15 protein-coding genes and 1 pseudogene are annotated in these 16,248 nt (G+C 65.2%); 3 read left to right on the top strand and 13 right to left on the bottom strand.

Annotated elements, in window-relative coordinates:
* Positions 1 to 9: 9 nt before the first annotated feature.
* Positions 10 to 1,395: an MFS transporter gene (locus AC3IT0_RS04825; RefSeq protein ID WP_489322644.1), complete on the bottom strand. Its 1,386-nt coding sequence runs from the start codon at positions 1,393 to 1,395 to the stop codon at positions 10 to 12.
* A 197-nt stretch (positions 1,396 to 1,592) separates the two neighbouring features.
* Complete coding sequence (locus AC3IT0_RS04820; protein ID WP_489323719.1) at positions 1,593 to 2,300, bottom strand: FadR/GntR family transcriptional regulator; 708 nt, start codon at positions 2,298 to 2,300, stop codon at positions 1,593 to 1,595.
* Positions 2,301 to 2,565: 265 nt separating this feature from the next.
* Here AC3IT0_RS04820 and AC3IT0_RS04815 point away from each other — a divergent pair, with 265 nt between their 5' ends.
* Together AC3IT0_RS04815 and iolB are read left to right on the top strand one after the other, a co-directional pair.
* Complete coding sequence (locus tag AC3IT0_RS04815; RefSeq protein ID WP_489322643.1) at positions 2,566 to 3,306, top strand: GntR family transcriptional regulator; 741 nt, start codon at positions 2,566 to 2,568, stop codon at positions 3,304 to 3,306.
* A gap of 14 nt (positions 3,307 to 3,320) precedes the next feature.
* Complete coding sequence (gene iolB / locus AC3IT0_RS04810; protein WP_489322642.1) at positions 3,321 to 4,214, top strand: 5-deoxy-glucuronate isomerase; 894 nt, start codon at positions 3,321 to 3,323, stop codon at positions 4,212 to 4,214.
* Positions 4,215 to 4,288: 74 nt separating this feature from the next.
* Here iolB and AC3IT0_RS04805 read toward each other — a convergent pair whose 3' ends face one another.
* Positions 4,289 to 5,329 carry a Gfo/Idh/MocA family oxidoreductase gene (locus AC3IT0_RS04805; protein ID WP_489322641.1) on the bottom strand — a complete coding sequence of 347 codons (1,041 nt, stop codon included), beginning with the start codon at positions 5,327 to 5,329 and terminating at the stop codon, positions 4,289 to 4,291.
* Positions 5,330 to 5,463: 134 nt separating this feature from the next.
* On the opposite strand from AC3IT0_RS04805, the gene AC3IT0_RS04800 reads away from it, so the two are divergent.
* The gene (locus tag AC3IT0_RS04800; protein ID WP_489322640.1) at positions 5,464 to 6,486 is read left to right on the top strand and encodes a LacI family DNA-binding transcriptional regulator; all 1,023 of its coding nucleotides are present in this window, start codon (positions 5,464 to 5,466) and stop codon (positions 6,484 to 6,486) included.
* 27 nt (positions 6,487 to 6,513) lie between these two features.
* On the opposite strand, the gene AC3IT0_RS04795 is transcribed toward AC3IT0_RS04800, so the two are convergent.
* The 10 genes and pseudogenes from AC3IT0_RS04795 to AC3IT0_RS04750 all read right to left on the bottom strand — a co-directional run bounded on the left by AC3IT0_RS04795 (position 6,514) and on the right by AC3IT0_RS04750 (position 16,167).
* The gene (locus AC3IT0_RS04795; protein ID WP_489322639.1) at positions 6,514 to 7,311 is read right to left on the bottom strand and encodes a TIM barrel protein; all 798 of its coding nucleotides are present in this window, start codon (positions 7,309 to 7,311) and stop codon (positions 6,514 to 6,516) included.
* Complete coding sequence (locus AC3IT0_RS04790) at positions 7,311 to 8,426, bottom strand: Gfo/Idh/MocA family oxidoreductase (protein ID WP_489322638.1); 1,116 nt, start codon at positions 8,424 to 8,426, stop codon at positions 7,311 to 7,313. The genes AC3IT0_RS04795 and AC3IT0_RS04790 overlap by 1 nt, the downstream gene beginning before the upstream one ends.
* Before the next feature lie 35 nt (positions 8,427 to 8,461).
* Entirely contained in the window at positions 8,462 to 9,328 is an 867-nt protein-coding gene (locus AC3IT0_RS04785; RefSeq protein WP_489322637.1) for a Gfo/Idh/MocA family protein, read from the bottom strand.
* A gap of 67 nt (positions 9,329 to 9,395) precedes the next feature.
* Positions 9,396 to 10,610, bottom strand: a pseudogene (locus tag AC3IT0_RS04780) (ISAzo13 family transposase); the annotation flags it as partial.
* Positions 10,611 to 10,654: 44 nt separating this feature from the next.
* Entirely contained in the window at positions 10,655 to 10,828 is a 174-nt protein-coding gene (locus AC3IT0_RS04775) for a hypothetical protein (RefSeq protein WP_489322636.1), read from the bottom strand.
* The gene (locus AC3IT0_RS04770) at positions 10,825 to 11,823 is read right to left on the bottom strand and encodes a Gfo/Idh/MocA family oxidoreductase (RefSeq protein ID WP_489322635.1); all 999 of its coding nucleotides are present in this window, start codon (positions 11,821 to 11,823) and stop codon (positions 10,825 to 10,827) included. The genes AC3IT0_RS04775 and AC3IT0_RS04770 overlap by 4 nt, the downstream gene beginning before the upstream one ends.
* A gap of 146 nt (positions 11,824 to 11,969) precedes the next feature.
* Positions 11,970 to 12,896, bottom strand: a complete 927-nt coding sequence (locus tag AC3IT0_RS04765; RefSeq protein WP_489322634.1) for an ATP-binding cassette domain-containing protein — start codon at positions 12,894 to 12,896, stop codon at positions 11,970 to 11,972.
* A 13-nt stretch (positions 12,897 to 12,909) separates the two neighbouring features.
* Complete coding sequence (locus AC3IT0_RS04760; protein ID WP_489322633.1) at positions 12,910 to 13,959, bottom strand: ABC transporter permease; 1,050 nt, start codon at positions 13,957 to 13,959, stop codon at positions 12,910 to 12,912.
* A gap of 53 nt (positions 13,960 to 14,012) precedes the next feature.
* Positions 14,013 to 15,008: a substrate-binding domain-containing protein gene (locus AC3IT0_RS04755; RefSeq protein ID WP_489322632.1), complete on the bottom strand. Its 996-nt coding sequence runs from the start codon at positions 15,006 to 15,008 to the stop codon at positions 14,013 to 14,015.
* A gap of 148 nt (positions 15,009 to 15,156) precedes the next feature.
* Positions 15,157 to 16,167, bottom strand: coding sequence for a LacI family DNA-binding transcriptional regulator (locus AC3IT0_RS04750; RefSeq protein ID WP_489322631.1), 1,011 nt, complete (start codon positions 16,165 to 16,167; stop codon positions 15,157 to 15,159).
* Positions 16,168 to 16,248 lie beyond the last annotated feature (81 nt).

Below are 16,248 nucleotides of genomic sequence, written 5' to 3'. Positions count from 1 at the left end.
ATTTCGGGATCAGGAGATTTTGGCGGGTTGCGTGGAATCAGGGGTCACGGCGGCAGTCGCGGCAACTGCGGGATCCAGCGCGGCATCGCCTTCGGGGCGTTTGCGTGCGTAAAGGTAGGTGGCAACCGCCGTGACGCAGAGGCAGAAGGACAGGAACAGCAGGCCGCTCTGGTTGTTGCCCGTGGCGTCATTCAGCAGGCCGACAGCGTAGGGGGCCACAAAACCGCCGAGGTTACCCAGTGAGTTGATCAGGGCGAGGCCGGAAGCAGCGGCCGCCCCGGTGAGCGCCGCGGACGGCATGGACAGGAACGGGGCGATGGCGCCGTAGATGCCCATGGCCGCGGCGGTCAGGGCAATGAGGGCCAGTATGGGGTTGACCGGGAGCAGGTAGCCTGCGGCAAGGAGGCCCATGCCGGCAAGGACCATGCTGACCGCACTGTGCCAGGCACGCTTTCCGGTCTTGTCCGCACGCTTGCTCCAGAGGAACACAAAGACTGCTGCCACGGAGTAGGGAATGAGAACGATGAACCCGACCTGGGCGGTGGAGAACTTGCCCAAGGCGGCGACGATGGTGGGCATCCAGAGACCCAGTCCGTAAATGCCGCAGACCAGGCCGAAGTACAGGGCAGAGTAGGTCAGGGTCCGCTTGTCCTTGAGGCCGGCCAGGAAGTTGTGGCTGCGGCCGGTGGACTTGGCTGCCAGTTCGGCATCCATGGTGTTGACAAGCCATTCGCGTTCGTCAGCGTTGAGCCACTTCGCGTCGCGGGGCCGGTCCGTCATGAGGATGGGTGTCAGCACGCCCAGGAGAATGGCCGGGATGCCTTCAATGATGTAGAGCCACTGCCATCCATGAAGGCCCATGATGCCGTCCATCTGGAGCAGCAGTCCGGAGACCGGGGCGCCGAGGGCGTTGGAGATGGGCTGGGCGAGGATGAAGATGCCCAGTACCGTGACGCGCTGAGCGGCAGGGAACCACAGGGTCAGGTAGAAGAGGATGGCAGGGAAGAAACCTGCTTCCGCGGCTCCGAGCAGGAACCGGATGACGTAGTAGGTGGTTTCGCCGTTCACCAGGCACATGCCCGTGGCGAAGATCCCCCAGGTGATGAGGATACGGGCCAGCCATTTGCGGGCCCCGTAGCGGTACATGCCTGCGTTGCTGGGCACCTCGAGGAGCGCATAGCCCAGGAAGAAGATGCCGGCGCCAAGACCGTAGGCTGCGGCGGTCAGGCCGATGTCCTCGCTCATGGTCAGCTTGGCGAAGCCCACGTTGTTGCGGTCAAGATACGCGATGAAGTAGAGCAGGACAATCAGCGGCATTACGCGGCGGCGCACCTTGCGGAGCGTACGCTCGCCCAGCTCGCCGAGCCCTGGGGACTTTAAGGAGAGTGAAGTCATCTTCGACCTTCTGTCTAACGGAGTCCGGCACCGGCGGTGGTGGCGGCTATCCGTGCGGATATTTTGGGGCCCGTCCAAATGGGGAACGGGGTCAATGCGATTTGAGTCAGATGTCAGACATCTGATTGAAGAACTGAGAAAAAGCTTAGGTTAGTGATGTGGATTACGTCAAGACCTGTTGCATGCGGGCTGCAACGTCAGGATGCTGCGTTGTGCACGTAGCGTTCGTAGTCCCGGTATGTCTGGTCCATATGTTCGTCCATGGTGCGGCGGGCCAGCTCGGCCTCGCCGCTGAGGATGCTATCCATGACCTTTTGGTGGTAGTCGATGGCGTGCAGTTGGATTTCTTCGACGGCCGACGTTTCACGCCGCTTCACATAAAGGAGCTGACCCAGCTGCGCGAAAAGCGCCCGGATAAATGGATTGCCGGAGGCCTTTAGCACTTCGTCATGGAAGGCGATGTCCGCCGCCACGAAGGCATCGAGGTCGCCGGAATCATGGAAGCGCTTCATATCCGCAATGCACTCGCGCATCTGTTGGGCATGCTCGGGTGTGTGGCGTTTGGCCGCGAGCGCAGCGGCCCCGGTCTCCACCATGCGCCGCATCTCGATCAGCCCCACTGCGACCTGCTCCGCCCCATTGCCGTGCGAAGCGGCCTTGAAGATCGCATCCAGGCCGGTCCAGTTGTCGGTCGGGTTGACGAAGGTCCCGCGGCCGGCTTTAACGTAGAGAATGTTCTGCGCCCGCAGGGCCTTGAGCCCCTCACGCACCGTGAGGCGGCTGACGTCGTAGGCCTTTGCGATGTCAGCCTCGGGCGGCAAGGCTTCGTGGGGCCGCAGTTTGCCGTCCAGGATATCGTCGAGCAGGCCGTCGACGAGGTCGTCAACAAGTGTCCTGCGGCCCATCGCGCTTCCCATCTTCAGTCCTGCTTTTGTGCTCCCGATGCCATCCACATTACAGAAGCCGCCGCACGGACCGGGACCCCCGCCAGCCTCAATACAAGTTGAAGCGGCGTCTCAGTGCGCCCCCCGCCTTTAGTCTTGACCGCCAAAATTCGACTGATATTATCAACAAAGGCAGTATGTCCTATCAAGCGAACATACTAGGACATGGATACCCTCCCGAGCCCCGGGAGGGCACCAGCTTCCGGCATGGAACGAGGAATATCTAGTGGCGAATCAACTTGGTCTCATCATCGACCGTTCCTCGCCCGTACCCCTGTATCACCAGGTGGTCCAGGGCATCGAGGCCGCCATCCACAGCGGAATCCTGGAACCCGGCAGCCGGCTGGAGAACGAAATCGATCTCGCGGCCCAGCTGAACCTCTCGCGGCCCACCATGCGCAAAGCCATGGATGAACTGGTCCGCTCGGGCCTGCTGGTCCGCAAGCGCGGCGTGGGCACCCAGGTGGTCTCCAGCCAGGTCCGCCGCCCCCTGGAGCTCTCAAGCCTGTTCGATGACCTCTCCAACAACGGCAAGAAGCCCACCACCCAGGTGCTGACCTTTTCCCACATGGAGGCCGACGCAGCGACGCTCGCCACCCTCGAACTCCCGGCAGGGTCCAAGGTTTACCACTTCACCCGCCTGCGGAAAGTGGGCGGCAAGCCCCTTGCCCTGATGGAGAACTGGGTCCGCGACGACATCGCGAGCATGGACGAAGCGATGCTGGCTTCGGAGGGGCTCTACGCCATTCTCCGCCGCGGAGGCGTCAACTTCCGCCTGGCCTCGCAAAGAATCGGCGCGATGATCGCCAATGAATACCAGGCGGGCCTGCTGGAGGCCGAGGTCAATTCCGCCCTGGTCACCATGGAGCGCACCGCAACAGACGACGCCGGCCGCCGCGTGGAAACCGGACACCACGTGTACCGGGCCGATTCGTACAGCTTTGAAATGACACTCGTACAGCGATAGCGCAAGGAATATCTATGACTAACTGGGTCTACCCCCTGGGCAGCGCCGCCGACGGCGGCTGGGACATCTCGCTCGGAACCTCCGATTCAACCCTGGCCGTGGACGGCTGGGCCCATACGGGCCTGAAGGTGGCCACCTTAACTGCAGGTGCCGCCGTCGTGCTCCCCGCAGCGGACGAGGAGCGGATAGTGGTCCCGCTCAACGGCTCCTTCACCGTCTCCGTGGACGGTCAGGAGTACGTCCTGAAGGGGCGGGCGTCCGTGTTCCACGGTCCCAGCGACGTGCTGTACTCGGGCACGGGCCGCGCCGTCACCATCAGTTCGTCCGACGGTGGTCGGGTGGCGGTCGCCACGGCTCCGGCCAAAGCCTCCTACCCAACGCGACTGGTCACGGCGGCGGAGACACCCGTGGAACTGCGAGGGGCCGGCAACTGCTCCCGCCAGGTCCACAACTTCGGCACGCCCGCGGCCCTCGAGGCTGACCGTTTCATCGTGTGTGAAGTCCTCACGCCCGCCGGAAACTGGTCCTCCTACCCGCCGCACAAGCACGATGAGGAAAAGGACGGCGAAACGAACCTCGAGGAGATCTATTACTTCGAGACGCAGGTGGCCGCCGGTTCCGGGGCACCTGCCGACGCCGACGCCATCGGTTACCAGCGCGTGTACGCCTCGGATGAGCGTCCCATCGACGTGGCCGCCGAGGTCCGCACCGGGGACGTTGTGCTGGTCCCCTACGGTTGGCACGGCCCCGCCATGGCGGCCCCGGGCTACGACCTCTACTACCTGAACGTGATGGCCGGCCCCGGCCCGGTCCGCGAATGGCTCATCAGCGACGACCCGCACCACGGCTGGGTCCGGAAAACCTGGGACGGGCAGGACATCGATCCCCGGCTGCCGTTCACGGCGTAGGGATCAAGAGCCTATTGACCAAGAACGCCCCTCCGGAACTGGTCCGGAGGGGCGTTTTGCTTGGCACGGTTGGGTCAGCCAGCCTTGGCCGCGGCCAGCACCACCTTGACCGGGACGCCCGTGGCCAGTGATTCCTGGGCGGCGTCAGCCACGCGGGACGCGGCCACGGCGTCCTCCGGGGTGCAGGGATTTTCCCGGCGGCCCAGGATCAGCTCCACGAACGCGGCCATTTCGGATCGGTACGCCTGGTCGAAGCGCTCGGCGAAGGTCCTGTGGGGTTGCCCGGCGGGGAAGGCGATCCCGGCTTCGGCCGATGCCATGGCCGTTTGCTCATCGAGCCCAACCATCAGCGAACGGCTGGAGCCCTGGATTTCCAGGCGGACATCGTGGCCGGCCCCGTTGTAGCGGGTGGCTGACACTGTACCCACGGTGCCGTCGTCGAACGTGACCAAGGCCAGCGCCGTGTCCACGTCTCCCACTGCGCCGATGGCGGGGTCTCCGTTGTTGGAGCCCTTAGCGTAGACCTCGACGATCTCGCGGCCGGTCAGCCAACGCAGGATGTCGAAGTCGTGGACGGAGCAGTCGCGGAACAGTCCGCCGGAGCCGGCGAGGAACTCGACGGGCGGCGGCACCATGTCGCACGTGACGGCGCGCAGGGAGTGGATCCACCCCAGCTCGCCCGCTTGGTAGGCACGCCGGGCCTCAAGGTAGCCGTGGTCAAAGCGGCGCTGGTGGCCGATCTGCACCACGCCGCTGTTGGCGCGGATGTAGTCCAGCACCGGCAGTGCGTCCGCCACGTTCATGGCCACGGGCTTTTCGCAGAAGACCGGGATTCCGGCGTCCACGCCCGCCTTGATCAGGTCGGGGTGGGTTCCGGTCCCCGTGGCGATGACCAGCCCGTCCACCCCGGCGGCGATGAGCTCGTCCACGGAGGGCAGGAACTCGGCGTCGAGGCCGGCCGCGATGTTCCTTGCGTGGTCCTCTGCGACGTCGGTGAGCAGCAGCTTGACGTTGATGCCCTCCGGGTTGAGGACGCCGTTGAGTGCGGCGATGTTGTTGGCGTGCATAACGCCAATGCGCCCCACTCCGATAAGACCCAGAATTACATCTTTCATAGTTCCCTCGCATGCAGTAGCGGCCTCGGAATCCGGGCAGACAAACAATGTTGGAACGTTCCATCATTGTCTTGCTAGAGTAGGTGAATCCGCATACGGAGTCAAGACTTTGTATTAACAAACTGGAGGACGCTGTGACTGCCCCTGAACGCAAACGCGCGGCCACCATCCTGGACGTGGCCGCCGCCGCGGGTGTGTCCAAATCGGTGGTGTCCCTCGTGCTGCGTGGTACGGGCTACGTCAGCGCGGCCAAGCGCACCGCCGTCGAGCATGCTGTCCTGGAACTCGGCTACCGGCCGAACGCGGCCGCCCGGGCCCTCGGCGAATCGCGGAGCCGCACCGTGGGCGTGGTACTCAACGACATGCGGAACCCCTGGTTCGTCAGCGCGGTGGAAGGGCTCAACAGCACTCTCAACGAGCGCGGCCTGCAGATGCTGATGGGCGACTTCCGCATGGACAGCCGCAGCGGCGAATCCCTGCTGAAGAAACTGCTGGAGATGAATATCGAGGCCCTGGTGCTGGTGGGGACCATGCCGGAGAGCCCCGGCCTGACGGCAGCAGCCTTGCAGGTGCCAACCATCGCGCTGGGAGCGCCCACCGGCCCTGGTGCCAACGTCACCGTCGTGACCAACGACGACGACGCCGGGGCCCGCCTCGCGGTGGCCCATCTGATTGCGCTGGGGCACCGCCGCATCGCCCATGTGGGGGCACCGGCCACCGCAGTCGGGATTGCCCGCCGTCGAGGGTATGAAGCGGAGATGAGGGCCGCCGGCCTGGCGGAGTTCATCCGGACCGTGCCGGGAGACCTAAGCGAAGAGGGCGGCCACGGTGCCGCACTCGAGCTGCTGTCAGGTGATGACCGGCCCACAGCGGTGTTCGCTGTCAACGACATGGCGGCACTGGGGGTTCTCTCGGCTGCCGAGGAATGCGGGCTCGCCGTTCCTGCCGATCTTTCGGTGGCCGGCTACGACAACACCCCGCTGGCGCGGTTGCGCCGGATCAGCCTGACTTCCGTGGACACGGCCAGTTTCGCCGCCGGGCAACGGGCGGCCGAACTCCTGATCGCACGACTGGAGCCCGGCAGCACGCTGCCCCCAGACGAACTGTTGGTGCCGATGCTGGAAGTGAGGGGCAGCACCGCCGCCCCTCACGCCTGAACGGCACGCCACCCCTGAACGGCACGCCTATGCCGAGGCGATCTGGACGCTGGCGTCCTGCACCGTGAACGCCGCCCGGAAAGCCGCAAGGGCTTCCTGGTCGTCGCCGCTGGCCCAGGCTTCCATACCCACCGTCCCCTCGTAGCCTGCGTCCGCGAGCGCCCTGGCCACGGCCCGGTAGTTGATCTCCCCGGTTCCGGGTTCGCAGCGGCCCGGTACGTCGGCAACCTGGACTTCGCCGATGTGCGGCAGCGCGGTCCGCACAAGCTCGATGAGGTTCCCCTCGCCCAGCTGTGCGTGGTACAGGTCCAGCATGAGCTTCACGTTGGGGTGTCCGGCTGCTTCCACGAGCGCCAGGGTGTCCTTGGCGCGGGCGAGCGGGATGCCGGGGTGGTCCAGGATCGTGTTGAGGTTCTCCAGGCAGAACGTCACCCCATACTTCGCCCCCAAGTTGCCGAGTCGTTCCAGGGTCCGCGCCCCGGTGCTCCACATGCGGCCGGTGGACCGGTAGAGGGGGCGGGCCGCCTGGCCATCGATGAGCTCCGCGGAGTGCACCACCATGCGGCTGACGCCGAGCTCCAGGGCGGTGGGAATCAGCGACTCGGCCGTCCGCACCACGTCGTCGGCCGTGTCGGGGTCCACCAGGCTTCCGGAGGTGTACCCAGTCATGGAGGAGAACACCGCGCCGGTGGCCTTGAGCGCGGCCAGGTTCTTGCCCCTGGAGTCCCACATCTCTACGTCGAATCCGGCGTCGTGGATCCGCTGCACCCGTTCCACAAACGGCAGATCCGTGAAGACCATTTCCGCGCAGACGGCCAGCCGCATCAGACGCCGGCCCTGGCGTCGTCACGGAGCGCCACAGGGGCAGCGGCCACAGCCACCGGGCCGCCCTGCTTGACCGATTCGATGCACGCGAGCGCCATGGCCAGCGCGCGGCGGGCATCTGCGCCGCCCGGGGTGAGGGTGAAGTCGGACGACGACGGCGGCATGCCGTCGCGCCGCGCACGCACCGCACCGGCGAAGTCGGCCAGTTCGTCTGTGTAGGCCTGCCGGAAGAGTTCAACGTTGAGCCGCGGGGTTTCGGCGGACAGTCCCTTCGCCGTGTAACGCCGGGCCGCCGTTTCCGTGGCGCGGCCCGCCTGGACCATGCCTTTGGAACCGAAGACTTCGCCGCGGATGTCGTACCCGTACAGGGCGCTGAAGTTTGCTTCCGCCACGGCGATGGCGCCATTGCTGTAGCGGATTGTCACCACCGCGGTGTCCAGGAAGCCTTGATCGCGCAGCTCCGGTTCCACGAGGGCGTCGGCCACGGCATAGACCTCCACCGGCTCGGCGCCTTCGTTGAACCAGTTCAGGGTGTCGAAGTCGTGAATCAAGGTTTCCAGGAAGACCGTCCACGCGGGGACCCTGGCCGCGTTCGGGATGCTTCCGGTCCCGGGGTCGCGGGTCAGCGAGCGCAGGAGCTGCGGCTGCCCGGCGATGCCGGCCGCGAGGTCCTTCTTGGCGGCCTGGAAGTCGTCCGCGTAGCGTCGGTTGAAGCCGATCTGGAAATGCACGCCGGCTTTTTCAACGGCGGCAAGCGCGGCATCGAGCTCGTTCAGGCCTTGGCCCGCGGGCTTCTCGCAGAAGACGTGCTTCCCCGCGGCGGCGGCCTGGGTGATCAGGGCGGAGTGGAAGCGGGCCGGGCTCGCGATCACCACGGCGTCGATCTCCGGATCGGCCAGGATGTCCGCGGCGTCGGCCGTGACCTTTGCAGTGCCCAGCGTGCGTGCCAGCGCCTCCGCGGACTCCACATTGGGGTCGGCGATGGCCGCCAGGATAGCGCCCGGGACGCGGTGGGCGATGCTTTCGGCATGGAACGCCCCCATCCAGCCGGAGCCGATGAGCCCGACCTTCACGGGTGCGGAGAGTCCTGCGGAGTGCTGTTCGATGTAGGCCATTGGCCCGTCCTTTCGATTGTCAAAACAAAAATGAATCAGAGCCGTGCCGCGTCCTCGTCCGCCAACGTCTCTTCGCCTGGGAACACGACTCCCAGCTGGCGGCGGATCTCGTCGGCCACGGCCAAGGTGCGGATGGACGCTGCCAGGGGCCGTTGGCTCACCTGACTCTCTCCGGCGGCCACCGCGCGGGCCACAGCCGAGGCCTCGTAGTGCAATCCTTCGAAGTGGCCGCCGGCCGGCTCGTTGTGGCGCAGCCTGGTCCCGTCCGGGAACCGGACCTCAAAGCCACCGGGCATGTTGAAGGGGCCGTCGATGGTCAGCGTGGCCTCGGAACCGACAATCGTGGCGGACGTGGGCGTGAAGTTGTGCACGTGGGTGTTCACCACCGCCTGGGCGCCGCTGCCGAACTGCATGATGGCAGAGAGTTGGGCGTTGACCCCGGATTCATGGGGCTGGCCGATGGCGTGCAGCTGTTCGGGCAGGCCCAGGACCTCGGTGACCAGGGCCAGGGGGTAGGTGCCCAGGTCCAGCAGCGGGCCGCCGGTGAGTGCCGGGTCGAAGATCCGGTGGCCGCGTTCGAAGTGTTCGCCATATTCTGCGAACACCGTAGTGACGGTGCCCAGGGTCCCGGCGTCGAGGATCTGCCGGATCACGTCGAACTTCGGCAGGAAAAAGCTCCACATGGCCTCGGCGGCGAACACTCCGGCGGCCTCGGCCCGCTGGGCAATGTCCCGCGCCTGCTCCGCGTTGAGGCCGATCGGTTTTTCGATCAGAACGTGTTTGCCGGCCTCGAGGGCGAGCAGGGCGCACTGGTGATGGAAGTTGTGTGGTGTGCAGACGTAGATGATGTCGATGTCCGGGGCGCCGGCCAGCTCCTCATAGCTGTCGTAGGCCGCAGGCACGTCAAAAGCGTCCGCGAAGGCTTTGGACCGGCTAAGGACGCACTGATTATTTAGTTGGTGTGTCGCCTGGTTTGAGGGTGTAGTTCCATTCGGGGTGCCATTCGTGTCTGTTCAGGGTTCCGCTGGTCTCTAGTGAGGTCATTTCGTGGTCTGGTATTTTCACGCCGGTGGGGTACTGTCCTGTGTCGAGTTCGGCCCGGACGGTGAGGCCTGTTTTGGTGGTGGTCGCGGCGATGGAGTTGACGATGACTTCGTGGCTGGACAGAGGCCGGCCGCGCCAGTTCATCGAGATGTGGGAGAAGAGCTTGTGCTCTATTTTGTTCCATTTGCTGGTGCCCGGGGGCAGGTGGCAGACGGTGATTTCCAGGCCGGTCTCGGCGGCCAGGGCGGCGAGTTCGGTCTTCCAGAGCCGGGTGCGGTAGCCGTTGGATCCGCCGCCGTCGGCGGTGATCAGCAGGCGGTTCGCCTGCGGGTGGGCGGGTTGGCCGGCGGTGTTCCACCAGGAGCGGATGGTGTTCACGGCGAAGGCTGCGGTGTCGTGGTCGGTGCCCACCGAGACCCATCCGGTGTTCGTTCCCACGTCGTAGACGCCGTAGGGGTTGGCCTTGCCGAGTTCCTTGTCGATGAAGTCGTGGACCTTGACCTGTTCCGGCTCTCCGGCCGGACGCCATTCGGCGCCGTTGTTCTTGTACTGGCCGACGAGTTCCTTCTTTTTGGTGTCGACGCTGATGACCGGCTGGCCCGCGTCCAGGTGCCCGGCGGCCTGGTCGTTGAGGTAGCCGAATTGGCCGTCGCGGTCCGGGTGTTGGCCGCCTTCGAGAGTCTTGGCGTTTGCCTGCAGGCTGAAGCCGTTGTCCTTGAGCAGTTTCGCCACGGTTTCCGCGCCCGCCGGGTGCCCCCTGCCGGTCAGTTCGGCGGCAAGCTTCGCGGTGGAGAGCGTGGTCCAGGACAGTGCCGATTCGGGGTCCCCGCGGCGGGTGGGCTCCACCAATTCCAGCAGGGCCGGGACCAGGCCCGGGTCCTTCTCCACCAGGGTCTTTCGCCCCGCACCGGGCTTGCGGACACGGCCCAGCGGCGCCTCGCCGGCCTCCAGCTCGGCGACGCCCTGCTGGACCCGGGAACGCGCAGCCCCGGACGCCCGGGCGACCGCGGCAATCCCGCCGTGGCCCAGGGAACGCGCCTCCGCTGCCAACAAAAGACGAGTTGAGCGTTCGTCGAGGTGCGGCAGGATCGCATCGAACTTTGCGCGCAAGGCCTCGACGGCTTCAGTGGAAATAGGCATACACCATCATCCCACCAAAAACCGCTAGTAGACGCACTTATTTATCAGCGTGTCCTAAGCGAACGGGACGCGACGGCGGCGATCACCTGGCCCGTGTGTGCCTGAACGGATTCGGTGAACTTTTCGGCGATCCAGCCGGGTCCCATAATCCCCCATCGCAGCACGGGGGCGTCGCGTGAACTTGGAACCCGGGAGGCTGGAAGCTCGGCAGTATTCATGAGTAGCTCACTTTCGTGTAGGCGCCGTCGCTGTGCAGGGACTGGACCAGGGCCTGGGCCACGAGCGAGGCGTTGAGGCCGTCCTGCGCCCCGGCCAACGGTGGCTGTTCCCCCTGGTCCAGCGCTGAGATCCAGGCCTGCAGCTGCAGCCGGTACGCGTCGGCAAAGCGCGGGCGCCAGTCCGCCGGGATTCCCGTCCGGTTGATGCCTTCCTGCTGGATGCCCAGCAGCGCGGATTCGTTCAGGCCGGTGGTGCCGAGCTCCGAGACAACCTCGCAGCGCGTCGTGTAACCGTACCGGGCGTTCAGGAACAGCTCCAGGGTGGTCAGCGTGCCGTCGGCGGTGCGGAGCATCATAAAAGCCGGGTCCTGCAGCCCGCCCTCGGCATGGCATGAGCTCCGTCCGGCCTGCCAGGACACTTCCGTGATCGGCGAGTCCAGCAGCCAGGGAACGATGTCCAGTTCATGGATGGCCGAATTCGTGATGGCCGATTCCGCAGTGGTGCCCGGGCCGGCGGCGGTGTTGCGGCTGGTGCAATGGACCATCAGGGGCTCGCCTTGGACGCGGTCCTGCACGGACTGGCGCAGAGCCACGTAGCCGGGGTCAAAGCGCCGCATAAAGCCCAATGAGAGCAGGGATGCTCCCGTGGCGGCCACAATATCGGCGTCCGCCGCTACCACCTCGAGGCTTTCCAGGAGGGTGGGTGCCAGCGGCTTTTCGCACAGCACCGGGGTCATCGCCTCGAAGCATTCCAGCACCAGCCCGGCGTGGGTGGAGTCGTGGGAGGCAACCACGACGGCGTCCACCTCGCTGGAGTTGATCAGCTCGGAGGGATCCGTGGTGATGCGGGCGGACAGAGGCGCCGCGGCCGCGGCACGGCCGGCGTCGAGGTCTGCCACAAAGGTGACTTCGGCGCCGCCGATGGTGGTGGAGAGGTTCCTGATGTGGTCTGCGCCCATGATTCCGGCGCCGATGACGCCTACCCGGATCGTCATGTTGGTCCTGTCCTGTCCATCGTGATTCTGTACGTCGTTTATTGGCTGCCCCTGGCCAGGCAAGGGCGCAAGGCAAGGGCGCAAGGCAGGGGCGCATGCCAGGGGCCCGCCGGCAGTGCGCCGTCGGGCCCCTTCGGCTGGCGCTGCTAGGCGTGTTTCGGGCCGCCCGCCGCGGCAGTCTCTGCCACCTCGGCCACTTCGTTCTTGACTTCCTTGACGATGTCGCTGTGGCCACCGAGCTGTTCGAGTTCGTGGGCGAGTTCGGCGAGTTCGGCGCCGCCGGCCATCTGGGCGGTCAGCTCGTCCAGGGTGATGTCCTTCTTGTCGTAGTAGCCGATCGACTTGCCGCGCTTAAGCAGCAGGAACCGGTCCCCGACAGGGAAGGCGTGGTGCGGGTTATGGGTAATGAAGATAACCCCCAGGCCACGGTCGCGGGCCTGCAGGATGTACCGCAACACCACACCGGACTGCTTCACCCCCAGCGCCGCCGTCGGCTCATCCAGAATCAGCACCTTCGCACCGAAGTACACCGCCCGGGCGATCGCCACACACTGGCGCTCACCGCCGGAGAGCTGGCCGATGGGCTGCTCCACATCGCGGAGGTCGATACCCATCTCAGCCAGTTCCTTGAGCGTGATGGCTTTCATCTTCTCGACGTCCAGGCTCTTGAACGGGCCAAAACCGGTAGTCAGCTCCGAGCCGAGGAAGAAGTTCCGCCAGATCGGCATCAGCGGCACAACGGCCAAGTCTTGGTAGACCGTGGCGATCCCGGCGTCGAGCGCGTCACGGGGCGAGGTGAACTTCCGCTCCTCACCCATGATGTTCAGGACCCCGGCGTCGTGCTGGTGCAGGCCGGCAATGATCTTGATCAGCGTGGACTTACCGGCGCCGTTATCACCCAGGACACAGGTGACGCGGCCGTTGTCCACAGCCATCGTGACATCGCTCAACGCAATGATATTGCCGTAATGCTTGCCCACCCCCTCGAGGGAGAGCAAGTGGACCGGAGTGTGCGTGAGGGGATCTGTTTCGTTCTGGAGCAGCGTTTGCTGGTCGATTTCGTTGGCATTCATTTCTCCGGCCCCTTTACTTGAGTTCCGCGCGGCGTTTGACGATGAGGTTAACGATGGTGGCCAGCAGCAGCATCAGGCCCAGGAAGAACTTGAACCAGTCCGGGTTCCACTGCGCGTAGACGATGCCCTTGTTGGCCATGCCGAAGATGAACGCGCCGATCGCGCCACCCACCGCGGAACCGTAGCCGCCGGTCAGGAGGCAGCCGCCGATGACCGCGGCGATGATGTACAGGAACTCGTTACCAACACCTTCACCGGACTGCACGGTGTCGAAAGCAAACAGGTTGTGCATCCCCAGGATCCAGCCGCAGAAACCCACTCCCATGAACAGCCCGATCTTGGTGGCCTTGACCGGGACGCCCACGGCGCGCGCCGCGTTCTCATCCCCGCCGACGGCGAAGATCCAGTTGCCCACCCGGGTCCGCATGAGCACCCAGGTGGCCACGGCGACGAGCGCGATCCAGATGAACACCGTGATTTTGACGTCGATGCCGGCGATAGTGACGGAGGAGGCGAACACTGCGCGGGCGGAGTCGAAGCCGTCCATGACGGAGATGGACGGCGATGACACGGAGCCGCCGATCAAGCGGGTAAGGCCCAGGTTCAGGCCGGTCAGCATCAGGAAGGTGGCCAGGGTGACGATGAAGCTGGGCAGCTTGGTCTTCATCAGGATCCAGCCGTTGATGTAGCCGATGGCCAAAGAGACCAGCAGGGCCAGGAGCACCCCGACCCAGACATTCGTGGTGAAGTACCAGCTGAACATCGAGGCGGTCAGCGCGGACGAGATCACGGCCACGCCGGTGGAAAGGTCGAACTCCCCGCCGATCATCAGCAGGGACACCCCCACGGCCATGATCCCGATCGTGGAGCTGCCGTACAGAATGGTGGCCAAGGCGTTGGGCTGGGTAAACGTCGGGGAAACCAACGCGAAGAAGACGAACAGGACGATGGCGCCCACGAGGGCACCGACTTCGGGCCGGCTGAGGAGCTTCTGCAACGGGCTGCGCTTGGCGACGCGTTCATCAATCGCCGGTAATTTGAGCTTGGGCTGGGTCATGGTCATGATGATTCTCCTTGCTGCCGGGCCGGCGCTAGGCCGGCCCGGCCAGCGGGCTGTTAGCGGATGCCCTGTTCGGCGAACTTCAGGACTTCGGCCGCGTTGGACTGGTCGATGATGGCCGGGCCGGTCAGGACAGACTGCCCGCCGCCGAGCTTGAATCCGCCGCGCTTGTTCTGCCACAGCGCATCCACGGCGCTGTAGCCCTGCAGCCACGGCTGCTGGTCAACGGTGAACAGCACGCTGCCGTCGGAGACCTTTTGGGCCAGTTCCTTGTTCAGGTCGAAGCTGGCAACCTTGGCGGCGCTGCCGGCGGTGGAAACGGATTTCAGGAGGGTCAGCGTGATCGGGGCACCCAGGCCGATGATCACGTCGGCGTCTTTGGAAGCCTGCAGCTTGGCGGTTGCCGTTGATTCAACGGAGGTCATGTCGGCACCGTTGACGTACAGGATTTCAGTCCCGGGTACCTTGGACTTCACACCCGCACACCGGGCTTCCAGGCCCACGTGCCCCTGCGCCTGGATTACGCAGACCGGGTGCTTGAATCCACCCTCTGCGAGCTTTGTGCCCACGGCCTGGCCCGCGAGCTGCTCGTTGGACCCGAAGTGGGTGAACGCTCCGAGCTGCGCGGAGGCCGATTCGCCGGCATTGAAGCTGACAATCGGAATGCCCGCATCGGCGGCCTTCTTCAGCGCACCCTTCAAGGCCTCCGGCGTTGCCAGGGTGACGGCGATGCCATCCACCTTCTGGTCGACGGCCTGCTCGATCAGCTGGGCTTGCCGGCCGGCCTCCGGATCGGAGGTGTACAGCAGCTCAACGTTGTCCTTCGCCGCAGCCTCCTCGGCGCCCTTGCGGACGGTGTCCCAGAATGTGTCGCCGGCGGGGGCATGGGCGATCAAAGCGATTTTGATCCGGTCCGTCGTGGCGACCTGTCCTCCGCCGCCGGCGTTGCCGGTGTCCGCCGGCCTGCCGCCCGTGCTGGAGCAGGCGCTGAGTGCCATCATGGGAACGACTGCCGCTACCAGGGCTGTCTTCCGCCAGGAAAACTTCTTCACGATTTATCTCCTTTGATAAGGGTTCCGGCCCTGCCACTCTGCAGGAGCTCAAGGCCCTCTACTCAGATCATGGTGAATCAGCTCACACTTTGTCAATAGTTTGTCCTGACATTAGGATGTTTTAACGTAAAGGTCTCACCCGCAGCGCCTAGGAATCCGGCCGCGCCGTGGTGCTGCGAACAACCATGACGGGCTCGATCAGCTTCTGCCGAGGTCCAATCGCTGGGTCCTGAAGGCGCGCCAGCAATGTTCGGGCGGCGTCGACGCCCACCACGTCGCTTCGGTTGTCCACAGAGGTCAGGTCGAGGTAGCGGGACTTGGCAAGCGGCGAATTGTCGTAGCCGATCACGGAAATGTCCCCGGGCACCGAGAGTCCCCGCGATTTGATTGCAGCGAACGCGCCCAATGCCATGGTGTCATTGGCTGCGAAGATGGCTGTGGTCTCCGGATGGTGGTCCAGAAGCCAGCATGCCGAGGTGTAGCCATCCTCTTCGGATGTTCCACCGGACTCTGCGATCAGAACGTCGACGCCGGCCTCCTCCATCCGCAGCCGGAAACCGGCGCGCCGGTGTGCTGATGCGCCGTCGGACCCTGACAGGTGGCCGATGCGGGTATGGCCCAGTCCCAGCAAGTGGCTGGCGGCCATGGCGCCCCCGCTGTCGTCGTCGTTGGTTATCAGGTCGGCGCCGGCAGGGACGCCCTTGCGCCATCCGGCCACCACCGTGGGAACCCAGGTTTTGGCGAGCATGGATTCGCTGGGCTCCGCCGCGATCACCAGTGCGTCGACATGCATGGCCAGCAACCCGTCCGTGGCTTCCTTGATGCGGTTCTCGCCGGGACGGGAGTCGGCCAGCATCACCTGGTAGCCAAGGTCCGAGAGGACCGATTCCATACCCCTGAGGAGATCGACGAACCAGAGGTTCCGGTAGTCGTCGATGACCAGGCCGATGCTTTTTGTGCGGGTGCTGGCGAGCGTGGTGGCGGCCCGGCTGGGGCGGTATCCGAGGTCCGAGATCGCCGCCTGGACGGCTTCGCGGCGCTTGTCGCTCACCCTCGCGGGATTCTGCAGGACGAGTGAAACCAACGACGGCGAGACGCCCGCCTGCTTCGCTACGTCATAGATCGTGGGGCGTCGTGTCTTGGGGCTGTTCAACGTCATGGGAGGCGCCTTTCGTGTCTGCCCTTGAGGATATCCGTCGGGTGATTGACAGGACATACATACATGGATACGCTCAGTTCC

This window comes from Pseudarthrobacter sp. KH_020_B (assembly GCF_057840185.1).
Note: the sequence above shows the minus strand (reverse complement) of the source record. Positions and strands in the feature narration are given on the sequence as shown.